Origin of the sequence: Solibaculum intestinale (genome assembly GCF_040096205.1) — a bacterium.
Classification (GTDB): domain Bacteria; phylum Bacillota; class Clostridia; order Oscillospirales; family Acutalibacteraceae; genus Solibaculum_A; species Solibaculum_A intestinale.
Map to the genome: position 1 here is coordinate 13,857 of NZ_JBBMFD010000019.1, position 21,496 is coordinate 35,352.

Below are 21,496 nucleotides of genomic sequence, written 5' to 3' on the forward strand. Positions count from 1 at the left end.
GATTTTTGAAGAGACGATATACTGCTACGCTTGCTTTGCTGCTGGCTTTATCGCTTACGGCCTGTTCCGCCGGGGGCGGCCCCTCCCAAAGCGGGAGCCCTATCCTGCCCGCCCAGTCTTTCCCCTCTGATCCCGCCACGCTGGAGGCGGAGATCGCCGTCGACACGGCGGACCAGTACCGGGGGCTCAACGAACTGGGCCAGACCATTTACCGGCGCATCGTCTATGCGGCCAATTCCCTCAATCGGTCGGCAGTGGTTTTGCCGGCCGAGACGGTGATGGCGGACATCGACAGCGCTTTCAACGCGGTGATGGCGGACATGCCGGAGCTCTTCTGGCTGCAGAAATCCTTAAAGATGATCACCGACAACGGGGAAGTGCGCATTTACCTGGATTATTCGGTGGATTCGGAAGAAGAACTGCGGGAAAAGCAGCTCAAGCTGGAAGAAGCGGTGGAGGAGGCCATGGCAGTTCTGCCGGAAGGGGCGGACGAATTTAACCGGGAGCTTCTTCTGCACGACTGGGTGGTGCGCCGGGTGGAATATGACAGCACCGCCGCAGCCGACCAGACCGGCGAGTACCCCCAGGCCTACACGGTGTACGGGGCGCTGGTGGAAGGCAAGGCGGTGTGCGAAGGGTACGCCAGAGCGATGCAGCTGCTGCTGCGCAAGGCGGGGATGGGGTGCAGCCTCATTTCCGGTAAGGCGGGGGGCGACGAGCATATGTGGAACCTGGTGACGGTGGATGGGGCATTGTACCATCTGGACGCCACCTGGGACGATTCCATTATGACCGAAGGCGGCCAGGAAATCAGCCATCTTTACTTTAACCTAACCGACGAAGAAATTTCCGCCACCCATTCCGATTTTGCCTCTCCCGGCTGCGCGGCGGGAGACAACAACTACTTTGTGCGGATGGGACGGATGTTCGACGTCTTTGACGACAATACCAGGGCGGCCATCGTTTCCGCCATTGCCATGAGCGCCATGAGCGGGGAATCCACTCTGGAACTGCGCTTTTCCTCGGCAGAAGCGGCAAACGCCGCATACGACTCTCTCGTGCGCAATAATGAGATTTTTTCTCTGCTGACCCAGGCGAACGGGTCGCTGGAAAGCCCGCTCTTGGACGACACCAACGTGGGCTTTGGAACGGCGGACGAAAGCCTGCATGTGATCACCATTCTGCTGCATTTTGCAAGCGCTGGATAAAAGGAGGGGGGTTCGTTGGACGTTTGGGATATCGTTTGGGTCGCGGTGCGGATTTTGTTTGCAATTTACCTGGTTTTCGGATTCTTTTTCTATCTGAAGGCCCAGTCGGCTGCGGCCCAAGAGCAGGTGGACGGGAAGCCGGGCAGCGTTTCGCTTGGCACGGCGGTGTTCATCATCCTGCTGTGGCCCGCGCATTTGCTGCAAAAGAAAAAGGGGTAAGCTCCTGCCGGCGCCGTTTTTTCGAAAACGGCGCTCCTTCGTGTTGTCATAAGGTCCGCATCCTCCCAGCGGCGGAGGCGGAACCTGTTCATTGCCGCTGGAGAAACGGCGGTGACGAATCAATTGGTGGATAAGAAACGAATTGAAGCGGCGGTGCGGGAAATCCTGCTGGCCGTGGGCGAGAACCCGGACCGGGAGGGCCTTGTGGAGACCCCTGAGCGGGTGGCCCGGATGTATGAGGAGATCTTCTCCGGCTTAAACGACGACCCTAAGCGGCACCTGAAGGTGTTTACCGACACCCAGCATGATGAGATGGTTCTGGTGCGGGACATTCCGCTCTATTCCGTATGCGAGCATCACCTGCTCCCTTTCATCGGCAAGGCGAACATCGCTTACATCCCCCGAGGCGGAAACGTGCTGGGGCTTTCCAAGCTTGCGCGGATCGTGGACAGCTTTGCCCGCCGTCCCCAGCTGCAGGAGCGGCTTACTTCCCAGATCGCCAACTTCCTGATGGACGAGCTGGACCCTTACGGGGTGGCGGTGGTCATCAATGCCGAACACCTGTGTATGACCATGCGGGGCGCCAGGGCCGCCGGGGCCAGCACCCAGACCTCCGCCCTGCGGGGGCTGATGCGGTCAGACGCACGGGCCAGGGCGGAGGTTATGGCTCTGCTCAGCGGCAAATAACAGGAGGGATGCGCATGCAGTTTTCCGGCAACGGGTTTTCTTTTCCTTTGGGGGAAAAGACCTATATCATGGGGATTGTAAACGTAACCCCCGATTCCTTTTCGGACGGGGGCCAATATCTTGACCCCGAAAGGGCGGTGGCCCACGCCCTGCGCCTGCAACAGGAAGGGGCGGATCTGATCGACATCGGCGCCCAGTCCACTCGGCCGGGGTTTACACCGGTGTCTTCTTCCGAGGAATGGGAGCGGCTGCGCCCGGTGCTCGAAGGGCTTTCGGGGAAGCTTTCCGTCCCCGTCTCTGTGGACACCTTTTACCCCGATGTGGCCGAGCAGGCCCTCAAGGCCGGGGCGCACATCATAAACGACATCACAGGCGGCAAAGAGGAAGCCATGTTCACGATTGCGGCCCGCTGTCAGGCGGGCCTGATCCTGATGCACCCAGGCGACGCGGCCGATACGGCCCAGTATGCCGGGAGCAGAGACATTGGGCAGGCGGTGCATGACTTCCTGCTTGCCGCGGCGGAAAAGGCGCTGGCCAAGGGGGTAACGGCGCAGCAGATCTGCCTGGACCCGGGGATTGGGTTCGGCAAGACCATGGAGCAAAACCGGGCGCTCCTTCTTTCTAAAACCGCCCGGGCGGAGGGCTACGCTTACCTGGTGGGGGCCTCCCGCAAACGGGTGACGGTGGACGCCTGCCCGGCCCCGCCGGACCAGCGTGTAGGCGGCACGGTGGCAGCCCACACGCTCGCCCAGCTTGCCGGGGCGGACATCCTGCGGGTGCACGACGTGTTCGAAGCGGCGCAGGCGGCGCGGCTGACCGACGCGGTGTTACGGGAGACGGGATTCTCCCTGTAATCGGCCCTGGGGTAAGGCGGGTTTCTTTCCCGCCGCCAAAAAATCCGGTTCGGATGTTTACTTGGAGGAACCTATGGACAAAATTATACTTAAGGGACTTCGTGTTTTTGCAAACCACGGGGTATTTCACAGCGAAAAACAGGCGGGGCAGCCCTTTGTGCTGGACCTTACGCTGAAAGTGAACCTTTTAAGGCCCTGCCGCAGCGACAACGTGGAGGACACCATCAATTACGCCGAGGTGGCGAAGGCGGCGGTGAACACCATGCAGGGAAGCTGCTTTAATCTGATCGAGCGGGCGGGACAAGCCGTGTGCGACGCGCTGCTGGAACGCTTCCCGGAAATCCGGGAAGTGGATTTGACCCTTTATAAGCCCCGGGCACCCATCGCGGCGGACTTTGAGACGGTGGCGGTGCAGCTCAAACGCAAACAGACGGGGGTGTGAGAATATGGCGGACGCGGTCATCGGCCTGGGCGCCAATTTAGGCGACCGGCTGGCCGCCCTGCAGGGGGCGGTGGATGCACTTTCCCTTTTGCCCGGCACGAAGGTGACGAAGGTTTCGGCGGTATACGAAACCGATCCAGTGGGCTATGCCGAACAGCCAACCTTTTATAACGGTGCGGCCGTACTGTCTACTGCCCTGTCTCCTCATGCGCTTTTGGGTGCGCTTTTGGGGATTGAGGCGGCGGCTGGGCGAGTGCGGCGGATGCAAAACGGACCGCGCACACTGGATTTGGACCTGCTTTTGTACGATGGGGCCAAGTGTGACGACGCGGAGCTGACCCTTCCCCATCCACGGATGCTGGAGCGCGCCTTTGTGCTCGTCCCGCTTTTGGAGCTTTATCCGGAGGGAACCGCCCTTTCCCTCCCTTTTCGGGAAGCGCTCGACAAAACAGGGCAAAGCGGGGTGCGCAAAACCGGGTACAGGCTGGCTGTTTCAGAGCCGCAGCCTGATTCATTTCACTCTGGGAGGTAGGAACATGAACTGTGACAAAGCCGAGGTCCTGGGCGATCTGCGTTATTTAAAGCTGCTGGCCAAGGAATACCCTTCCATCCAGTCGGCCTCCACCGAGACCATCAACCTCCAGGCCATTCTGGGCCTTCCCAAAGGCACCGAGCATTTCATGAGCGACCTGCACGGGGAATACGAAGCCTTTGAGCACATTCTCAACAACTGCTCCGGGGTAATCCGGGAAAAGGTAGATATTCTCTACGGCAACTCCATGTCCAAGCGGGACCGAGCGGTGCTGTCTACCCTGATTTATTACCCCCACCAGAAGCTCGACGAGGTCAAAAAGACCGTGACCGACATGAACGAATGGTACCGGCTGACCCTTCACCGGATGATCGAAGTGTGCCGGCTGGTGGCGTCCAAATACACCCGCTCCAAGGTGCGCAAGCTGCTGCCGCCGGACTTTCAGTTTATCATCGACGAGCTTTTGCATACAAACTACGAAATCAAGAACAAAGAGCAATATTACGAGAGTATCATTCAAAGCATTGTGGACCTGGACCGGGCGGACGCGTTTATTGAGGCGCTGGCCGGGCTCATCAAGCGTCTGGTGGTGGACCGGCTGCACATTGTAGGCGATATTTACGACCGGGGCCCCAGGCCAGACATCATCATGGAACGGTTGATGAGCCACCACTGTGTGGACATCCAGTGGGGCAACCACGACATTCTCTGGATGGGCGCGGCGGCGGGAAGCCCCGCGTGCATTGCAAACGTGCTCAACAATTCCATGCAGTACAGCAACTTAGACGTGATCGAGAATGCCTACGGCATCAACCTGCGGCCGCTGGCGGTGTTCGCTCAGGAGACCTATCATTATTCCTCCTGCTTTGCGCCCAAGAACGCCAAGGACGAGAAGAAATACGGGCCCAAGGATTTGCGGCTGGTAAGCAAAATGCACAAGGCGATTTTGGTCATCCAGTTCAAGCTGGAAGGGCAGATCATCAAGCGGCATCCGGAATTCCAGATGGAGGAGCGGCTCCTGCTGGACAAGGTGGATTACCAGAACGGCACGGTGACCATCGGGGAAAAGACGTATCCGCTTAAGGACTTCCAGTTCCCCACCATCGACCCCAAGGATCCTTATGCCCTGACCGAGGAAGAGGAAAGCGTGGTCGAGCAGCTCATTTCCTCCTTCAAGGGCAGCGAAAAGCTCCAGCGGCACACCCGGTTTCTCTATTCCGAGGGCGGGCTTTACAAATGCTTCAACGGAAACCTGCTTTATCACGGCTGCATCCCCTTTCAGGAGGACGGCAGCTTTATGGAGTTCTCCTTCGGAGGGGAACGCCTTTGTGGCAAGCAGCTGGTGGACTATGCGGAGGAAGTGGCCCGGCAGGGGTATTACAGCCGGCCCGGCAGCCCCCAGAAGCAGTACGGGGAGGATTTTCTCTGGTTTTTGTGGTGCGGGAAGAATTCGCCCTTGTTCGGCCGGCTGCGCATGGCTACCTTTGAACGGATGCTGATTGAGGACGAGTCCACCTGGGTGGAGCCGAAAAACGCCTATTACACCTTAACTCAGCAAAAGGAAATCTGCGAAAAGATTTTAAGCGAGTTCGGCCTGGGAGATAAGCCCTATTCCCACATCATCAACGGCCACATCCCGGTGCGCTCCCGGGACGGAGAGGACCCGGTGCGGGCGGACGGCAAGCTCATCGTCATCGACGGCGGCTTCTGCAAGGCTTACCAGAAGGCCACCGGCATTGCCGGGTATACCCTGTTTTATAATTCCTACGGCATCCGTCTTGCTTCCCACGAGCCTTTTGACTCCACCGTGTCCGCCATTCAGCAAAATAAGGACATTATCTCCACCTCGGTGGTTTATGAAACCGCCCAGCATCGCATCCTGGTGCGGGAAACGGATACCGGCGCCCAGCTTCTGGCGAAGATTGCGGATTTAAAGCGGCTGCTGGCCGCGTATATGCTGGGCGTCATCAAGGAAGACTAAACCGTGTAAATTTCCATTTGGGCCCTTTACTTTTGTAAACGCCGATGTTATAATGAGACGGTTACTTTTGACCCATTTCGCAGCCGTTGGGTTTTGCGCCCCGTTTCGGGGAATTTCACCTGCCGCGCGCTTCGATTTCGGGCGAATCTTAGAAAGAGGTGTATCTGCGCTATGATGCTCAAAGAAGAAAAGCAAGCCGTCATCGTCAACAATGCCCGCCACGAAGGGGACACCGGTTCTCCTGAGGTCCAGATCGCCATTCTCACCAAGAGAATCAACGATCTGACCGAACACCTGAAGGTGCATAAGAAGGACCATCATTCCCGCCGCGGCCTTCTGAAGATGGTCGGTCATCGCCGCAACCTGCTCAACTATCTGATGAAGAAGGATATTGAGCGGTACCGCGCCGTCATCGAGAAGCTGGGCATCCGTAAGTAAAGTAGCTTTGGGAGGCAGGCGCGAATTGCGCCTGCCTCATGTTGCTTTTGTTCTTTCCCTCGTCCGCCTGTTCACCGGAGTACGGAAGCGATTTTAGCAGTAAAACGAGCGTTCGGAATCTTTGCCGAAGGCTGGTTTCATTGCTAAATGCGCGCCGGCCTCCACGACTGAAATTCTTACTTTGGAGGAATTGCATCTATGTTTGAAAACTTCCGCGTATTTGAAACGGAGCTGGCTGGCCGGCCGCTCAAAATCGAGACGGGCAAAATGGCGTGCCTGGCAAACGGCGCATGCCTGGTCCGCTACGGCGACACCGCCGTCCACTGTGCGGTCACCATGTCCGCAAAGCCCCGGGACGGCATCGACTTCTTCCCGCTCTCGGTCGACTTTGAGGAAAAGCTCTATTCGGTGGGCAAGATTCCCGGCTCTTTCCTGAAAAGAGAAGGCCGCCCGTCCGACAAGGCGATTCTCGCCTCCCGTTTGATTGACCGGCCGGTGCGCCCCTTGTTTAACAAGGACATGCGAAACGACGTGTCGGTAGTGGCTACCGTCATGTCGGTGGATCAGGACTGCTCCCCGGAAATCGCCGCCATGATCGGCGTTTCCACCGCTATCACCATTTCCGACATTCCTTGGAACGGCCCGATTTCCGGCGTTTCGGTGGGCTATGTGGACGGGGAATACGTCATCAACCCCACCGCCGAGCAGAAGGCCAAGTCCCAGATGGCGGTAACAGTGGCTTCCACCGAGAAAAAGGTGGCCATGATCGAGGCGGGCGCCAATGAAATCCCAGAGGACGTGATGCTCGAAGGCATCCTCTTCGGCCATAAGACCAATCTTAAAATCGTCCAGTTTATTCAGGACATCCAGGCCCAGATCGGCAAGGAAAAGGTGGTCGTGCCCTCTTTGGAGCCCGATCCCGAGCTGCTGGAGGCCGTCAAGGCGTTTGCCATCGAGGACGTGAAGGCGGCGCTGGACACCGACGACAAGAAGGTGCGCGACGAGCGCTTAAAACCGGTGTACACGGCGGTGCATGAAAAGTTCGACGAGCTGTACCCCGACCAGGCGGCCGCTATCGACGAGTGCCTCTACCGCACCCAGAAATACGTGGTGCGCCGCTGGCTTTTGGACGAGCAAAAGCGGGTGGACGGCCGCGGCATGGACGAAATCCGTCCCTTAGCGGCGGAGGTTGGTCTGCTGCCCCGGGTACACGGTTCGGGTATGTTTACCCGTGGCCAGACCCAGGTGCTCACCGTGGCGACTTTGGGTCCGGTCAGCGATCAGCAGATGCTCGACGGCATTGATCCCCAGGAATTCAAGCGCTATATGCATCAGTATAACTTCCCGTCCTACTCGGTGGGCGAAACCCGGCCCAGCCGCGGACCCGGCCGCCGGGAAATCGGCCACGGCGCCCTTGCTGAGCGCGCCCTCGAGCCGGTCATCCCGGACGTGGACGAATTCCCCTACGCCCTGCGCCTGGTCAGCGAGGTGCTTTCCTCCAACGGCTCCACCTCCCAGGGCTCCATCTGCGGTTCTACGCTGGCGCTGATGGACGCGGGCGTTCCGATCAAGGCGCCGGTGGCGGGCATCTCCTGCGGCCTCATCACCGAAGGCGAGCGCTGGATGACCATGGTGGACATCCAGGGTTTGGAAGACTTCTTCGGCGACATGGACTTTAAGGTGGCCGGTACCCACAAGGGCATCACCGCCATCCAGATGGATCTGAAGATCGACGGTTTGACCCCGGAAATCATCAAGGAAGCCCTGGAAAAGACCCGCAAGGCCCGCCTTTACATCCTCGACGACGTGATGCTCAAGGTCATCCCCGAGCCCCGCAAGGAGCTCTCCAAATACGCGCCCAAGATGCTTTCCACTACCATTCCGGTGGATAAGATCCGCGACATCATCGGCCCCGGCGGCAAGATCATCCAGAAGATGTGCGCCGAGTGCGACTGCAAGATCGACGTGGAGGAAGACGGCCGGGTGTTCATCGCCTCGGTCAATACCGAGGGTGCCGAGCGGGCGCTCAACATGATCAAGACCATCACCAGCGATCCGGAGATCGGCGCCATCTACAAGGGCAAGGTTACCCGCTTGATGACCTTCGGTGCTTTCGTGGAAATCGCTCCGGGCAAGGAAGGCTTGGTGCACATTTCCCGCCTGGACGTCAAGCGCGTGGAAAAGGTGGAGGATGTGGTCAACGTGGGCGACGAAGTGATGGTCAAGGTCACCGAGATCGACTCCCAGGGCCGCTTAAACCTGTCCCGCCGGGATGCGCTCATCGAAGTGGAGGGCCTGGTTCCGGAGAACGACGTGCCTCCCACCCGGCCCCAGCGCAGCGGCCGGCCTCCCATGGGCGGGCATCGTCCTCCCAGAAGGAACTAAGGATTCGGTTTGTAAATGTTACAAGGGCCGGATGTCAGAAACGCTTCTGGCATCCGGCCCTTTTGTTTTTCGGCGCATGTCTGCCCCCGGAGGCGGGAAGGCTAAGGAGGACAGCGCTATTGGCATGGGCCGACCGGTGACGGCCAACGTATCCAGTTCTTCACCGGAGAAACGGCGGATGACAATGGAACAAAAGACGTTGCAAAATGGACTGACGGTGGCATTCGAGCCCATTTCCTTTTTTCGTTCGGCCTCCTTCGGCATCTGGGTGCGCTGCGGCTCCCAGTACGAGACGGCGGCGGAAAACGGAGCCTCCCATTTCATCGAGCATATGGCGTTTAAGGGGACAAAGCGCCTGTCTGCCATGGACATTGCGGTGAAAACCGATTTGTTCGGTGGCCAGGTCAATGCCTACACCACCAAGGAATACACCTGCTTTTACGCCCACACGTTGAGCACCCATGCGCCTGAAGCCTTCGAAATGCTGTGTGACATGGTGGCCAATCCCCGCTTTGACGAAAAGGACGTGGAAACCGAACGGGGCGTCATTCTCGACGAGATCGCCATGTATGAGGACAGTGCCGACGACGTGGCAGCGGACCTATTGTACGCGGGCGTATGGCCGGGGAAGCCGCTAAGCCGCCCGATTCTCGGCACCGCCGAGACGGTGGGGGCGCTGACCGCCGAGAGCCTGCGTGCCTTTCACGCCCGGCACTATACCCCCAATCATCTGGTGATCTCCGTGTGCGGCAATTTTGACAAGGATGCGTTCCGGGACATCATCGACCGGTATTTCGGGGACGCGCTTCGGGGCCAGGAGGCGAAGGCACCGGAATGTGGCCTGTGGACTCCTTGCCTTTCCCTGCGGGAGAAGGACTTTGAGCAGACGGCTCTGCTTTTGGGCCTGCCCGGCCTGCCTTCACAGGACGAACGGCGCTACGCCCTGGCCGTCTTTTCCAACATGGCGGGCGCCAACGCCTCTTCGCGGCTTTTCCAGCGGCTGCGGGAAGAGCTGGGACTTGTTTATTCGGTGTATTCCTACCATGTAGCCCACGCGAAGGCGGGGCTTTTCGGGGTGGCGCTGACGGTAACGCCTGACTGCGAGGAGCAGGCGCTGGAAGAGACATTTCGTGTGCTCTGCTCCATGCGGACCTCCATGACCCAGGAGGAGCTGACCCGCAGCAAGGAGCAGCTCAAGGCGGGGCTGGTGATGAACGGGGAAGGTATTTCCGCCAGGTGTGGCAACGCGGCCAGAGGGATTCTCTTGGAAGGCCGGGTGCGTACGGAGGATGAGCTTTTGGACATTGTGGACCGGATGACCCTCGAGCAGGTAACCGAGGCGGCCGAGCACGCGCTGGACTTTGAAAAGCTGGCGCTGGCGGCGGCCGGGCGGGTAAAAGCAAGGGACACTTACCAAAGGCTGATTGACGCGGGAGAACAGGAAGGGTATACTAAACAACGATAGAATTCTTTTTGGAAGGGAACGGAACCAGAGCATGGGACAGGATTTACAGGACGCGCGGCGCATTGTGGTGAAGGTGGGGACCTCCACCCTCACCCACGAAAGCGGAAAGCTCAACTTCCGCCAGATTGAACGGATTGTGCGGGTGCTGTCCGACTTAAAGAACGCAGACCGGGAAATCATTCTGGTGACTTCCGGCGCCATCGGGGTCGGCGTCGGAAAGCTGGGGCTGCCGCGGCGCCCCTCCGACGTGGGCGGCCGGCAGGCGGCTGCGGCGGTGGGCCAATGCGAGCTGATGTTTACATACGATAAGCTGTTTTCGGAATACGGTCAGATCGTCTCCCAGGTGCTTTTGACCCGGGACGATATTGACGACAAGGAACGCTGCCACAATGTGGTCAACACCTTTGCACGGCTTTTGGACATGGGTGCGGTTCCGATTGTCAACGAAAACGACACGGTGGCGGTGGACGAACTCATCGGCATCAATTTCGGGGACAACGATTCGTTGTCCGCCATCGTCGCCAAGCTGATGAAGGCGGATGCGCTGGTCATCCTCACCGACATCGACGGGCTTTACACCGCCGATCCCCACAAGCATCCGGACGCAAAACGCATTCCCCGGGTGGAGCACATCGACGATTCGGTCAAAGCGCTGGCCGGCGGGGTAGGCTCTTCCCGCGGCACAGGCGGAATGATCACCAAAATCAGCGCCGCCGAAATCGCCACAGGGGCCGGCATTCCCACGGTGATTATCGCCGGGGAAACGCCTCAGCTTTTGTACGACCTGTTTGAAGGGAAAGAGGCCGGGACGATTTTTTGTGCTAGGTAACTTGTACTAATTTTTAGGGGGGAACCATATGTATGATTTGAACACCTTAGGAAGAAAAGCCAAGTCCGCCTCCCGCATTCTGGCGGTAACCGGAACTGCGGTGAAGAACGCCGCGCTGCTCGCCGCCGCCGATGCTCTGCTCGCCCACATGGATGAAATCCTTGCCGCGAATAGCCGGGACCTGGAAGCCGGAAAGGCCGCGGGGCTGCGGGAATCGCTTTTAGACCGGCTGGCGCTGAGCCCTGACCGGATCGCCGGTATGGCCGGGGGAATCCGGAAGGTTGCGGCGCTGCCCGACCCGGTGGGCCAGCTGGTGGAAGGTCATACCCTGCCAAACGGCATCCAGCTTTCCAAGGTGCGGGTTCCCATGGGGGTGATCGGCATTATCTACGAGGCGCGGCCCAACGTAACCTCCGACGCCGCGGCTCTCTGCCTAAAGGCGGGTAATGCGGTCATCCTGCGAGGCGGCAAGGAGGCCTTTGAGTCCAACAAGGCGGTTACCAAGGTCATGCGGGAAGCGCTGGCCGGGACGGGGCTGCCGGAGGACTGCGTGGCGCTCGTGGAGGACACTTCCAGGGAAACAGCCACCGCCCTGATGCGGTTAAACAAATACTTAAACGTGCTCATTCCCCGGGGCGGCGGCGGGCTCATCCGCTCGGTGGTGGAGAACGCCACGGTGCCGGTCATTGAAACAGGTGTGGGCAACTGCCACGTGTACGTGGAGCAGAGCGCTGACGTGCAAATGGCGGCGGACATCGTCTTTAACGCGAAGACCCAGCGCCCCTCCGTGTGCAACGCCGCGGAAAGCATGCTGGTGGACGCAGCCATTGCAGAAAAAGCCCTACCGGTGATTGCTGAGAAGCTTTCCGCGAAGAAGGTCGAGCTGCGCGGCTGCCCGGAGACCTGCCGGATTTTGCCGAGCGCGGTTCCCGCTTGCGAAGAAGACTACGACACCGAGTTTCTCGATGATATCCTGTCGGTTAAGGTGGTGTCCGGCGTGGAGGAAGCGGTGGCGCACATCAACGCCCACGGCACCGGCCACAGCGAATGCATCGTCACCGGCAGCTACGAGGCCGCCCAGCAGTTCACCGACGGGGTGGACGCGGCGGCGGTGTACGTCAATGCCTCCACCCGGTTTACCGACGGAGAGGAATTCGGCCTGGGCGCCGAAATCGGCATTTCCACCCAGAAGCTGCACGCCAGAGGGCCCATGGGCCTTTTGGAGCTGACCTCAACCAAATACATTTTACGGGGCAACGGGCAAATCCGCTGACCTCGACCTTTTTCAGTCAGGAGGGACCCACATGGCGGCGCATCCGTTTGTCCGCTGCGGCCTTCCGAAACCAAGACGTTCAAAAGCTCCGCGGATCGCGGGGCTTTTTCTCTTGCTTTCGGCGGCTGCGGCGCTGCTCTATGTTCTTTCGCCGGTCTTTTCCGGCATGGGCGGGCTCTTTGACCAATCTGAACAGCGCGCTCAGATCGAAGCCCTGCTCGCCCCCGCCGTTATGGTGGACCCCGCGCCTTTTTCCGACCTGTCCCAGGCGGACCCGGTACAATTGACGGAAATCGCCCTGCGGGCTGCTCTACTTTCCTCCTATGAATCCGCCGCCTCTCCCCTGACCGACGACAGCGGCCGGATCATCGTGTCCTTTGACCTGGTTCGGCAAAAAGGCGCGGCCTTATTCGGGGACAGCGTGACACTGACGCCCGCCACCATTCAAAGCGGTTCCACCATCTTTGAATACGTGGAGGCGGAAAACTGCTACCATGTTCCCCATGTAGCCCAGACGGGGTATTATATTCCAAAGGTCACCCAGGTCACCTCCAAAAACGGCGTGATGACAGCCCAGGTCGCCTGTATTTCCACCGCTGCGGGCGGGTACCAGCGGGACAGCGAGGGAAACACCATTCCTCCCAGCCCGCAGAAAACCGTCAGCTACACCCTGGCCGCCCAAGACGGGTCTTACCGCATTACCGGGCTTGCGGCGGCATAGGGGTTCTTCCGGCAAAGCTGCTGGAAAATGCGCAGGACGGTTCCCATCCGCATGCGGGTGTGGTATACTTAAGATTATTGTGTGCGCGGCGGTTTTTCTCTGCGCCGTCCGTCTTTTTGCAGGGCTCGGCCCTTCCTGGCGGAACGGCGCGGGACCCCGCGACTTTTGCAAGGATGTGAAGGAAATGGAACAGATTCAACGGTTTTGCTTCGGCGCGCCCCGGGAGGGCTTTGTTCTCGTGGAGGCCAGCCATTTGATGGAGGCGGACGCATACGGCTTTCGCCTGTTCTTGGACGAGGACAACCGTCCTTTGTCCCAAATCCAGGCAGGCTCCACCGGCGTTTGTTCCAGCCGGGCGGACGTGCCTTTGCAGTTTGAAGCGCTGGTGAAGGAGCCGGGGGTATACCGGGTGACGGTAACGCTGCAAGGGGGCAACGCAGACGGCAGGGTCACCCTCTTCTCTACCCATCGGCGGTTTCATCTCATCGACTGCCCGGTGAAGCAGGGCGAACAAAAGGTGGTTTCCTTCTCGGTAAACGTCTGTGACGTGCAGCCAAACGAGCTCCCCTTGGTAAAGGGAGACCGGGTATGCATCGGTATTCTGGGCGAAAACGCGGTGTTGTCGGCAGTAGAGATCGAAAAAGCGGCGGGGGTGACCGTCTTTGTGGCGGGAGACTCCACCGTGACCGACCAGAGCGCCAACTATCCTTATTGCCCCAAAACCAGCTACTGCGGCTGGGGACAGATGCTGTCCCAGTGGTTTTTGCCCGGCGTGGCCATCTCCAACCACGCCCAGTCCGGCCTGACCACCGACACCTTCCGAAACGACCTACATTGGAAAGTGGCGCTTGCGAACATGAAGCCTGGGGACTTCTGCCTCTTCCAGTTCGGCCATAACGACCAGAAATGCGACGAGCTGCAGGCTTTCGGCGGATATCTGGACAACCTGCGCCGGTACGTGGGCGAATGCCGGGAACACGGGGTGCAGCCCATCCTCTGCTCTCCCATCAACCGCATCCTGTTTGAGGAAAACGGCGCTTTGCGCGATCTGCTGGGCGAATACGGCGAAGCGGTGCAAACGGTGGCCCAGGAGGAAGGGATCCCGTTTATCGACCTGCTTTCGCAGACCACCGCCATTTTCACCGATTTCGGCCCCGAAAAGGCTCCCTCCTTCTTCTGGAACGACGGCAAATCGGTAGACCGCACCCACCCCAACGATTTGGGCGGCGCGCTGATTTCCCGTCTTGTGGCAAGCGAAATCGTCCGCCAGGGTATTACGCCTCTGTGCGGCTTTATCCGGGAGGATTTCGTTCCCTATGAGGTGCCCGCATGTAAAATCCGGCCGGTCCAGAGTGCGGGAGGATCCACCAGCTTTTTGCTCAACGATCAAATCAAGATCAACACCGCTACCGTCACCGATCTGGCCGGCTGCCCCCAGAAGGCTGCCGTGCTGGAGCTGCTGGCAAAAGGCGTCCTAAGCCCGGTTTCCCCCGGCGTCTTCTCTCCTGACGCCCCGCTTTCTCTTAAGGACGCCGCCACCGCCATGCTTCGTTCGCTGGGCCTTCCCGGCGAAGGCGTGGAGGACGCAAAGGCCCGGGATCTCCTTCCCTTCGACGGGGAAAATTCGGAACCGGTCACCCGCGAACAGCTGGCGGCCCTGCTGGTCTCTACCTATAACCTCCGCGCACCGGACAAGGCCATCATCGGCAGTGTTTCCCATTATCCGGACCGGGCGCAGATTTCGCCCTGGGCTCTCGACTTCGTGCGGGCAGCGGACGAAATGAAGTTCATGGGCCCGGAGGACGAATCGGGCGCATTTGCGCCGAAAAATCCAGTCACCCGTGCTCAGGCCGCCGGGTACCTGCGCAAAATGATGGCGACCCGCTGACCAAACACAGGAACTAGAACAAGGAGGACGCGCTGCATTGAAACAGACCACCGAAAAAAAGCCCCTCAAGAAATGGATGCTGGGCCTTCTGATTTTTTTGATCGGCTTTACGCTGAATACCTGCATGAACCTGTTTCTCAGGGATCCTATTGTATCCTTGATCTCCATTGTCGGCTACGGGCTTTTGGCTTTTGTGCTGGAGGTTGTGAGCTTCACCGGAATTTTGATCTTCGGCCTTTCCTTTCGGGGAAAGCACCCTTGGGTCTGCATCGGCCTGGTGGGCCTGGCTCTCTTCTTATATCTAATCTCCGGCGGTGCCTTGATTCAGATGCTCACCACTCAGCTGTAACCGCCTTCTTTGGAAAAGAAACAGCGCCGGACTGCGACATCAAGTCGTGGTCCGGCGCTGTGTTTCGTTTCCTTAAAAAGCCTCTGCCCGGCGCTGCTTTCTCAGCTGGTTGCGACGTTTACCCGCTTCCCATTCCGCCTTTTCCTCATCTGTTTCCAGAATCAGGCGGGGCACGGGAACGGCCTTTTCCTCCTTGTCCAGCGCCACCAGCACCAGATAAGCCCGGTTGATCATTTTGCGCTCGCCCGTCAGCTTTTCCACATAGGTATCCACCCTCACCTCCATGGAGGTGTTGCCCACGTAAGTGATCTGCCCGATCAGAAACAGAGTGCTGTTGACATGGGCCGCTGCCTTGAATTGCAGGTTGTCGATGGAGGCGGTGGTCACGTTGCAGCCGGAATGCCGCCGGGCGACAACCGCAGCCACCACGTCAATCCATTCCATCAGCCGACCGCCGAACAACCGGTCATACCCGTTGATATGCTCGGGCATCAAAATCTGAATTTGCTCGGTGCGCGATTCGCTCACCCGTTTTGCTCTGGGTCCTTCCATAAAACCGGCCTCCTTTTTCTACCCAATGGTTTCCTCACATTATACTAGTATACGCCCCAAAAGGGAATGGCTTGCACCCATTTTCATCGTTTTTTTGAGAATCGGTCTTTCCCTGTCACCGATTTCTGGGCAAGGCGGCGACGACTTTTTCCGTTTACAGAAAAAAGCGCCGTAAAACCGGCGCTTTCTTATCTCCAATATTTGCGGTCCAGGCTTCGAAACTGCACCGCCTCGGCAATGTGGGGCGACTGGATTTGCTCGGCCGCGTCCAAGTCCGCAATGGTGCGGGCTACCTTGATGAGCCGGTCGTAAGCCCGGGCGGACAGCCCCATCCGCACGAACGCCTGCTCCAAAAGGCGCTTCGCGTCCAGCGTCATGCGGCAGTGCTCCTGCACCAGGGCGGGAGTCAGCCGGGCGTTGCAGGACACGCCGGTTCCCTCATACCGCTCCAATTGAAGGCGCCTTGCCGCGTTGACCCGGCGGCGGATGTCCTTAGAGCATTCGGACTTTTCTTGTGACGAAAGCTCGGAAAACTCCACCGGCGGCACCTCCACATGCAGGTCCAACCGGTCCAGCAGCGGGCCGGACACCTTCGCCAGGTAATTGGCCGCCGCCCCCTTTTTACAGGTACACGGCCGGGTGGGATGGCCGTAATAACCGCAGGGACAGGGATTCATGGCACACACCAGCATCACTGAGCAGGGATAGGTAAGCGTACCGCTGACCCGGGAAATGGTGGCCTGCCCGTCCTCAATGGGCTGGCGCAGCACCTCTAAGGTGTTGCGGGGAAATTCGGGCAGCTCGTCCAAAAAAAGAACCCCGTTGTGGGCCAGGGACAGCTCCCCCGGATGGGGCAGGGAACCGCCGCCCGCCAGCGCCGCGGGCGACACGGTGTGATGAGGCGCGCGGAAGGGACGGACGGTAATAAGCGGCGTATCCTGGGGCAGGCAGCCGGCGATGGAATGCACCTTCGTGACTTCCAGTTCCTCCTCAAAGGTCATTTCCGGAAGGATGGATGGCAGGCGCTTGGCGAGCATGGACTTGCCGGAACCGGGCGGGCCGATCAACAAAACATTGTGTCCTCCGGCGGCGGCGATTTCCATGGCCCGCCTTGCCTCCAGCTGTCCTTTTACATCGGCAAAGTCCGGCACGCCGAAAAAGGACGCCTGGGGCAGCTGCTCCATATGCACCGGTTCAATCAAATCCTTCCCCTTGAGATGAGAGAGCAACTGTGTGACCGACTTGACCGGGTAAACCTCGATGCCGTTCACCACCGAGCCTTCCGCCGCATTGTCGGCGGGAATAAAAATGCTCTGAAAACCCACCCGCTTGGCTTCCATCACCATAGGAAGCACACCGTTTACGTGCCGCACCTCCCCGGTCAGGGAAAGCTCTCCGGCAAACGCCATGCCGGTGGGATCAAAGTCCAGCTGGTTGGATGCCAGAGCAATGGACAAAAACAAAGGCAAATCGTACAACGGGCCCTCCTTGCGGATGTCACAGGGGGCCAGGTTTGCCACGATCCGTCCCAGCGGCACCTCCATGCCGCAGTTTCGCAAAGAGGATCGCACCCGTTCCCGCGCTTCCTTCACCGCCGCGTCGGGAAGGCCCACCACATCAAAGCCGGGCAGGCCCGTAGAAATATCCGCTTCCACTTCTACCTCGAAGGCCTGCATACCGAAAAGGCCCATGCTGGAAAGCCGTGCAAACATACCTGCCCCTTCCTGCGCGCCTTTTTGGACGCGCGCTTTTTTTGACAAAAAGGCGGCAGATGTCACCATCTGCCGCCTATCATTATAATACCATTCTTCGATAAAATCAAATCAATTATCAGTTAATTGGTGCTGGTTCTCTGTTTTTTCTCCTCTTTGCCGCCAGGCCCGCGCCCACCGCTGCAAGGACGCCCAGCGTCAGCGTCGCGATGGACAAAAGAAGAAGCAAAAACAGCGCGTTTTGCACGAACTCCCGGGCAAAAATCGAGAAGTAGTCCATCGAAAAGAAAAATTTATTGACCAGATGAGAGGTGGTCAAAAAAATCGTAGGAATCAAGACAAAGAAACCGCTTGCAAAAAGAGTTCGGGAAAGCCATGGTAAAAACCGCCGCTTGCCCGCCGCAAAAAACAGCCCTGCCAAAAGCAGAACCGCCGCGCCCGCTCCAATGCCGAATGCCATCGGCACCTTCAGATGAAAGCTGCGAACCACCGCCGCCAGGTTGTCAAAAGAAACCAGCGGAAGAACGTTGGAAGCATAGGTAGACAGGATCCTGCGTTTAAACACGGTGATGTTGTCACGCAAAGCCTGGGAATCCTCCAAGCCTTTCGCCGCAACCGACTCGTCGATGCGCTCCTGCAGCTTTTGCTGCAAAACCGGAGAAGGGACTTCCATATCCACCGCATCGGCTTCCCCACGGATGTAGGCGTAGAACCCGTCGATAAACGCGGACAGGTCCTGTTCCACCATTTGAGGTGTAGCCAGGTCCTCGAATAATTCCTCTTCAAAACCGGACTGCACAATATAATCCCCAAAGTCCTCCTGGGCCTTCTGCGCCGCTTTTTCAAAATAATCCATTTCCGCAAAGGAACGCAGGATTGCATCCTTGTTTTCCACCGTCAGCAGATAGGTGGATCCCAATTGAATTCCCGCCACCAGCAGCATCAGCAAAAGGGCCAGCAGGTAACAGACCGCACTGCGTATGTAACGTATCTTGTTCATATCAACTCTCCTGCCCGCTGCTTGAAGCTTCCACCGGGTCACAGTGCACCAAATAACGGGTGCTGGGGAATCCGGCCGCATTAAAGGGATAACAGGTATACAAAATCAGCTCTTCCCGGTCTCGGTTGATGGGCGGTTCGTTGATGATGTCCACCACTTCTCCCAAAGTCACTTGATAGGTGAAGGTACCGTAGCTGGTCGTAACGATCACTTCGTCGCCCGGCTGCAGTTCCCCCAGCCGCCCGAAAATCTTGCGGGCGTTGTGGCCGGCGTACAAAATCGTACCGCCTTCCCCAGGCATATAGCTGCCGGTAAACTGGCCCACGTTCTTCTTAATGAGCTTAAGGTCATCCCCAAAGGTAACGTCCAGCGTCAGTCCCAGCGCGGGCAGCTCCAGAGTGGCGTATACCTCGCCGTATTCCGGGTATTCCATCCCGCTGGCGGTCACTTGGCCTTCTCCCTGGGCCGTGCCGGACGAAGGCGAGGAAGTAGTTGTGGCAGGGGACTCTTCCGAAGGAAGCCCTTGATCGGGTTCCGTCAGGAAGTAATCGGCGGAAGAATAGAGGGGAATCAGGATGTTGCCGCCCATCCCAACCAACAAAAATCCCACGAGAAAAAGGGAAGCAGTAATCGCAACATTCCGTGCAATTACTGCCGCCACTTTCTTTTTGTTCCAATTCATTCTTATGCAAGCGCCTTTTTACGCTTGTAAAGAACCGCGCCGCCAAAACCAGCCGCGAGAAGCAGAAGACCCGCCAGGCCAAAACCAGCCAGCATGGTAAAGAGATCCGCCGACGGATCGGCAGCCGTTACAGCGAACACGGTAGCGGGATCGACTTTGTCGTAAACCTTGCCGTCCTTATAGAAAATAAAAGAACCATAGGTGCCGGCAGTACGGTCGATCACGACCTCCAGGCCTACCGCCTTCGCACTGGCTTCAATGGCGGAAATAATGTCCGTCTTGTCCTGCGTGCTCAGAGTCTGCAGATTGGTGGACCCATTCTTTTCAAAGATGGCCTTGATCTTCTGGAAGTTTGCCATTACAATATCACAGGCCTCATCGCTGACGTCATATTCGCTCAGGTAACGCTCCACCCGGACAATCTGATCGTCCTTAAAGCGGAAAACCTCACTGCCTACCGTATACTCGCCTTTGACAAAATTGAGAATATCCTGTTCGTTGTAAGCCGCCGCGCTGAAGGACGCTGTAGCAAACAGCATTACCGCCAATAAGGCAGCTAAGCATTTCCCATGTTTTCTCATAATGCACCTCTCTCAGAATCAAAATTTATTTGCTTATCTTTAAGTATAACAAACGAATCCCGTTTGTCAACCAAATCCGTTGAAGGAAGCTCCTTTTTTCCATTATTTATATCCATTTCGCGCCCATCCGCGCTTCTATTTTTCCTGCTCTCCTTTTCTGTGCGAAAACAGGCAAATTTGTAACCGTTTTGATACAGATTTCCCCTTCACGCGATGATACAATAGAAGCGGCAAAAAGTAAATCAAAGGAGCCAAAGACGAATGAAATACCCAAGAAAATGGAAGCTACTTCTCTCGCTTTTGGCAGCCGTTTCGGTGATGCTGACCGGCTGTTCGGGAGGCGGCTTGTTCGCCGGCTTCGATATGAACAATTTGATGAAACCGCCCAAGCTGACCGGCAGCCAGTCCGGCATTCAGCAGGCGCTGGAGCAATCTTTAAAAAACAAAAGCTATACCCTCAAATACCCGAAAAGCGGAAAGGAACGATCCGCCTTCATTCCGGTAGATTTCGGGAAAAAAGGCGCGGCGGTGCTGGCCCTGTATAAACAGGACGGAGCAAAAATCCACATCAATGTCATCGTAGAGCAAGACGGGGCCTACCGCTCCATCGACGACATCGAGGGGGCAGACAGTGAGGTTTACGCGGTGCAGACCGCTGATCTGGACGGAGACGGAAGCGTGGAGGTCATCATCAGCTGGCTGACCACCAGTTCTTCGGACAAATGGCTTACCGTCTATAGTTTTGACGGCGAGGAGGCCGAACACGCCCTTTCTTTGAAGATGGAGGCCGGCTTTACCGGTATGCAGATTGTGGACCTGGACGGGGATTCCCAGGACGAGCTGCTGCTGATGCAGGTGGACTCCACCAACAAAACCGCTATGGCCACCTTATACCGGCTGACTCCGGATGGGATCGACAACGAGCACATGTATAAAGCGATGATGGACGGAAACGTTTCCCCCCGCACCACCGGCGCGTCCCCTTATCTGGACATCAAAACCGCCCAGCTGCGCAGCGGCATCAACGCGGTTTTTGTGGACGGCGCGAAGGGAAGCGAGTATACCATTACCGAGGTGCTCTATTGGAACGGGTCAGGATTGAGCAACCTGTTTTACGATTATACCGCGGAAAGCGTGGTGGAAACCATGCGTCCCAGTTCGATGCTGTCTATGGACATCAATAAGGACGGCTGGATTGAAATTCCGCAGGTGTCGGAGCTGCCGGGCTATTTCGACAAGAAAGCCTCGGAAAAGCTGTGGCTGACCACCTGGTACCGGTACGACGGGCGGGTGGACGAAGAAACCGGGAAGGATGCGCAAAAGGTGCTCTCGTGCAACATCAACAGCACCGACGGGTATTATTTCAGTTTCCCGGAAGAATGGGTATCCAAGCAGTCGGTAACCATTGAGCGTAACTCCACCGACCGCACCTCCAGTTTTTACGCGTATGAATGGGACGGAGAAAGCTTCCGCCGCACCGACCTGCTGATGACTCTGCGGGCCTTTACCAGCGCGGTGTGGGAAAACAGCGGTTCGAATGCGGGCTACGAATATCTGGGTGAGCACGGCAGTGTTGTGTATGCGGTAAAAATATCGCGCAGCGGGGCCGATTTCGGCATTGATCTTGACTTTGTCAAGGAGAATTTCGTCATTATGGCGGATCTCTGAGGAAGGCAGACTACCACTTGGAAATGAGGG

General features: G+C 58.0%; 21 protein-coding genes. 16 read left to right on the forward strand and 5 right to left on the reverse strand.

All coding sequences use genetic code 11. The features are described 5' to 3' along the window. Positions 1-5: 5 nt before the first annotated feature. The 15 genes from WMO26_RS10170 to WMO26_RS10240 all read left to right on the forward strand — a co-directional run bounded on the left by WMO26_RS10170 (position 6) and on the right by WMO26_RS10240 (position 15,271). A complete protein-coding gene (locus WMO26_RS10170) occupies positions 6-1,208 on the forward strand; it encodes a transglutaminase domain-containing protein (protein WP_349220131.1) in 1,203 nt (400 codons plus the stop codon). A 15-nt stretch (positions 1,209-1,223) separates the two neighbouring features. Continuing rightward, complete coding sequence (locus WMO26_RS10175; RefSeq protein WP_349220133.1) at positions 1,224-1,427, forward strand: hypothetical protein; 204 nt, start codon at positions 1,224-1,226, stop codon at positions 1,425-1,427. Between the two features lie 126 nt (positions 1,428-1,553). Further along, positions 1,554-2,114 carry a GTP cyclohydrolase I FolE gene (gene folE, locus WMO26_RS10180; RefSeq protein ID WP_494338190.1) on the forward strand — a complete coding sequence of 187 codons (561 nt, stop codon included), beginning with the start codon at positions 1,554-1,556 and terminating at the stop codon, positions 2,112-2,114. Between the two features lie 14 nt (positions 2,115-2,128). After that, positions 2,129-2,968: a dihydropteroate synthase gene (gene folP, locus WMO26_RS10185; protein ID WP_349220135.1), complete on the forward strand. Its 840-nt coding sequence runs from the start codon at positions 2,129-2,131 to the stop codon at positions 2,966-2,968. Between the two features lie 73 nt (positions 2,969-3,041). After that, positions 3,042-3,410, forward strand: coding sequence for a dihydroneopterin aldolase (gene folB / locus WMO26_RS10190; protein ID WP_349220137.1), 369 nt, complete (start codon positions 3,042-3,044; stop codon positions 3,408-3,410). A 4-nt stretch (positions 3,411-3,414) separates the two neighbouring features. Further along, positions 3,415-3,942 (forward strand): 2-amino-4-hydroxy-6-hydroxymethyldihydropteridine diphosphokinase, encoded by a 528-nt coding sequence (gene folK / locus WMO26_RS10195; RefSeq protein WP_349220139.1) that lies wholly within the window; start codon positions 3,415-3,417, stop codon positions 3,940-3,942. A gap of 4 nt (positions 3,943-3,946) precedes the next feature. After that, entirely contained in the window at positions 3,947-5,923 is a 1,977-nt protein-coding gene (locus WMO26_RS10200; RefSeq protein WP_349220140.1) for a fructose-1,6-bisphosphatase, read from the forward strand. Between the two features lie 171 nt (positions 5,924-6,094). Beyond that, on the forward strand, positions 6,095-6,361 hold the full coding sequence (gene rpsO, locus WMO26_RS10205; protein WP_349220142.1) for a 30S ribosomal protein S15: 267 nt from the start codon (positions 6,095-6,097) through the stop codon (positions 6,359-6,361). Positions 6,362-6,559: 198 nt separating this feature from the next. Continuing rightward, the gene (locus WMO26_RS10210; RefSeq protein ID WP_349220143.1) at positions 6,560-8,746 is read left to right on the forward strand and encodes a polyribonucleotide nucleotidyltransferase; all 2,187 of its coding nucleotides are present in this window, start codon (positions 6,560-6,562) and stop codon (positions 8,744-8,746) included. Positions 8,747-8,924: 178 nt separating this feature from the next. Continuing rightward, positions 8,925-10,211 (forward strand): M16 family metallopeptidase, encoded by a 1,287-nt coding sequence (locus tag WMO26_RS10215; protein ID WP_349220144.1) that lies wholly within the window; start codon positions 8,925-8,927, stop codon positions 10,209-10,211. Positions 10,212-10,242: 31 nt separating this feature from the next. Beyond that, the gene (gene proB / locus WMO26_RS10220; RefSeq protein WP_349220146.1) at positions 10,243-11,040 is read left to right on the forward strand and encodes a glutamate 5-kinase; all 798 of its coding nucleotides are present in this window, start codon (positions 10,243-10,245) and stop codon (positions 11,038-11,040) included. A gap of 28 nt (positions 11,041-11,068) precedes the next feature. Next, the gene (locus WMO26_RS10225) at positions 11,069-12,313 is read left to right on the forward strand and encodes a glutamate-5-semialdehyde dehydrogenase (RefSeq protein WP_349220148.1); all 1,245 of its coding nucleotides are present in this window, start codon (positions 11,069-11,071) and stop codon (positions 12,311-12,313) included. Between the two features lie 31 nt (positions 12,314-12,344). Next, the gene (locus tag WMO26_RS10230; RefSeq protein WP_349220149.1) at positions 12,345-13,034 is read left to right on the forward strand and encodes a hypothetical protein; all 690 of its coding nucleotides are present in this window, start codon (positions 12,345-12,347) and stop codon (positions 13,032-13,034) included. 184 nt (positions 13,035-13,218) lie between these two features. Beyond that, positions 13,219-14,922, forward strand: a complete 1,704-nt coding sequence (locus WMO26_RS10235) for a GDSL-type esterase/lipase family protein (protein WP_349220151.1) — start codon at positions 13,219-13,221, stop codon at positions 14,920-14,922. A 37-nt stretch (positions 14,923-14,959) separates the two neighbouring features. After that, the gene (locus WMO26_RS10240) at positions 14,960-15,271 is read left to right on the forward strand and encodes a hypothetical protein (RefSeq protein ID WP_349220152.1); all 312 of its coding nucleotides are present in this window, start codon (positions 14,960-14,962) and stop codon (positions 15,269-15,271) included. 72 nt (positions 15,272-15,343) lie between these two features. Here WMO26_RS10240 and WMO26_RS10245 read toward each other — a convergent pair whose 3' ends face one another. The 5 genes from WMO26_RS10245 to WMO26_RS10265 all read right to left on the reverse strand — a co-directional run bounded on the left by WMO26_RS10245 (position 15,344) and on the right by WMO26_RS10265 (position 19,798). Further along, positions 15,344-15,823, reverse strand: coding sequence for an acyl-CoA thioesterase (locus WMO26_RS10245; protein WP_349220154.1), 480 nt, complete (start codon positions 15,821-15,823; stop codon positions 15,344-15,346). A gap of 188 nt (positions 15,824-16,011) precedes the next feature. After that, positions 16,012-17,535, reverse strand: coding sequence for a YifB family Mg chelatase-like AAA ATPase (locus tag WMO26_RS10250; RefSeq protein ID WP_349220156.1), 1,524 nt, complete (start codon positions 17,533-17,535; stop codon positions 16,012-16,014). A gap of 118 nt (positions 17,536-17,653) precedes the next feature. After that, the gene (locus WMO26_RS10255) at positions 17,654-18,535 is read right to left on the reverse strand and encodes a hypothetical protein (RefSeq protein WP_349220158.1); all 882 of its coding nucleotides are present in this window, start codon (positions 18,533-18,535) and stop codon (positions 17,654-17,656) included. Position 18,536: 1 nt separating this feature from the next. Continuing rightward, entirely contained in the window at positions 18,537-19,217 is a 681-nt protein-coding gene (locus WMO26_RS10260; RefSeq protein ID WP_349220159.1) for a class D sortase, read from the reverse strand. 2 nt (positions 19,218-19,219) lie between these two features. Further along, positions 19,220-19,798, reverse strand: coding sequence for a hypothetical protein (locus WMO26_RS10265; RefSeq protein ID WP_349220161.1), 579 nt, complete (start codon positions 19,796-19,798; stop codon positions 19,220-19,222). 261 nt (positions 19,799-20,059) lie between these two features. On the opposite strand from WMO26_RS10265, the gene WMO26_RS10270 reads away from it, so the two are divergent. Beyond that, positions 20,060-21,466, forward strand: a complete 1,407-nt coding sequence (locus WMO26_RS10270; RefSeq protein ID WP_349220163.1) for a hypothetical protein — start codon at positions 20,060-20,062, stop codon at positions 21,464-21,466. Positions 21,467-21,496: the final 30 nt, after the last annotated feature.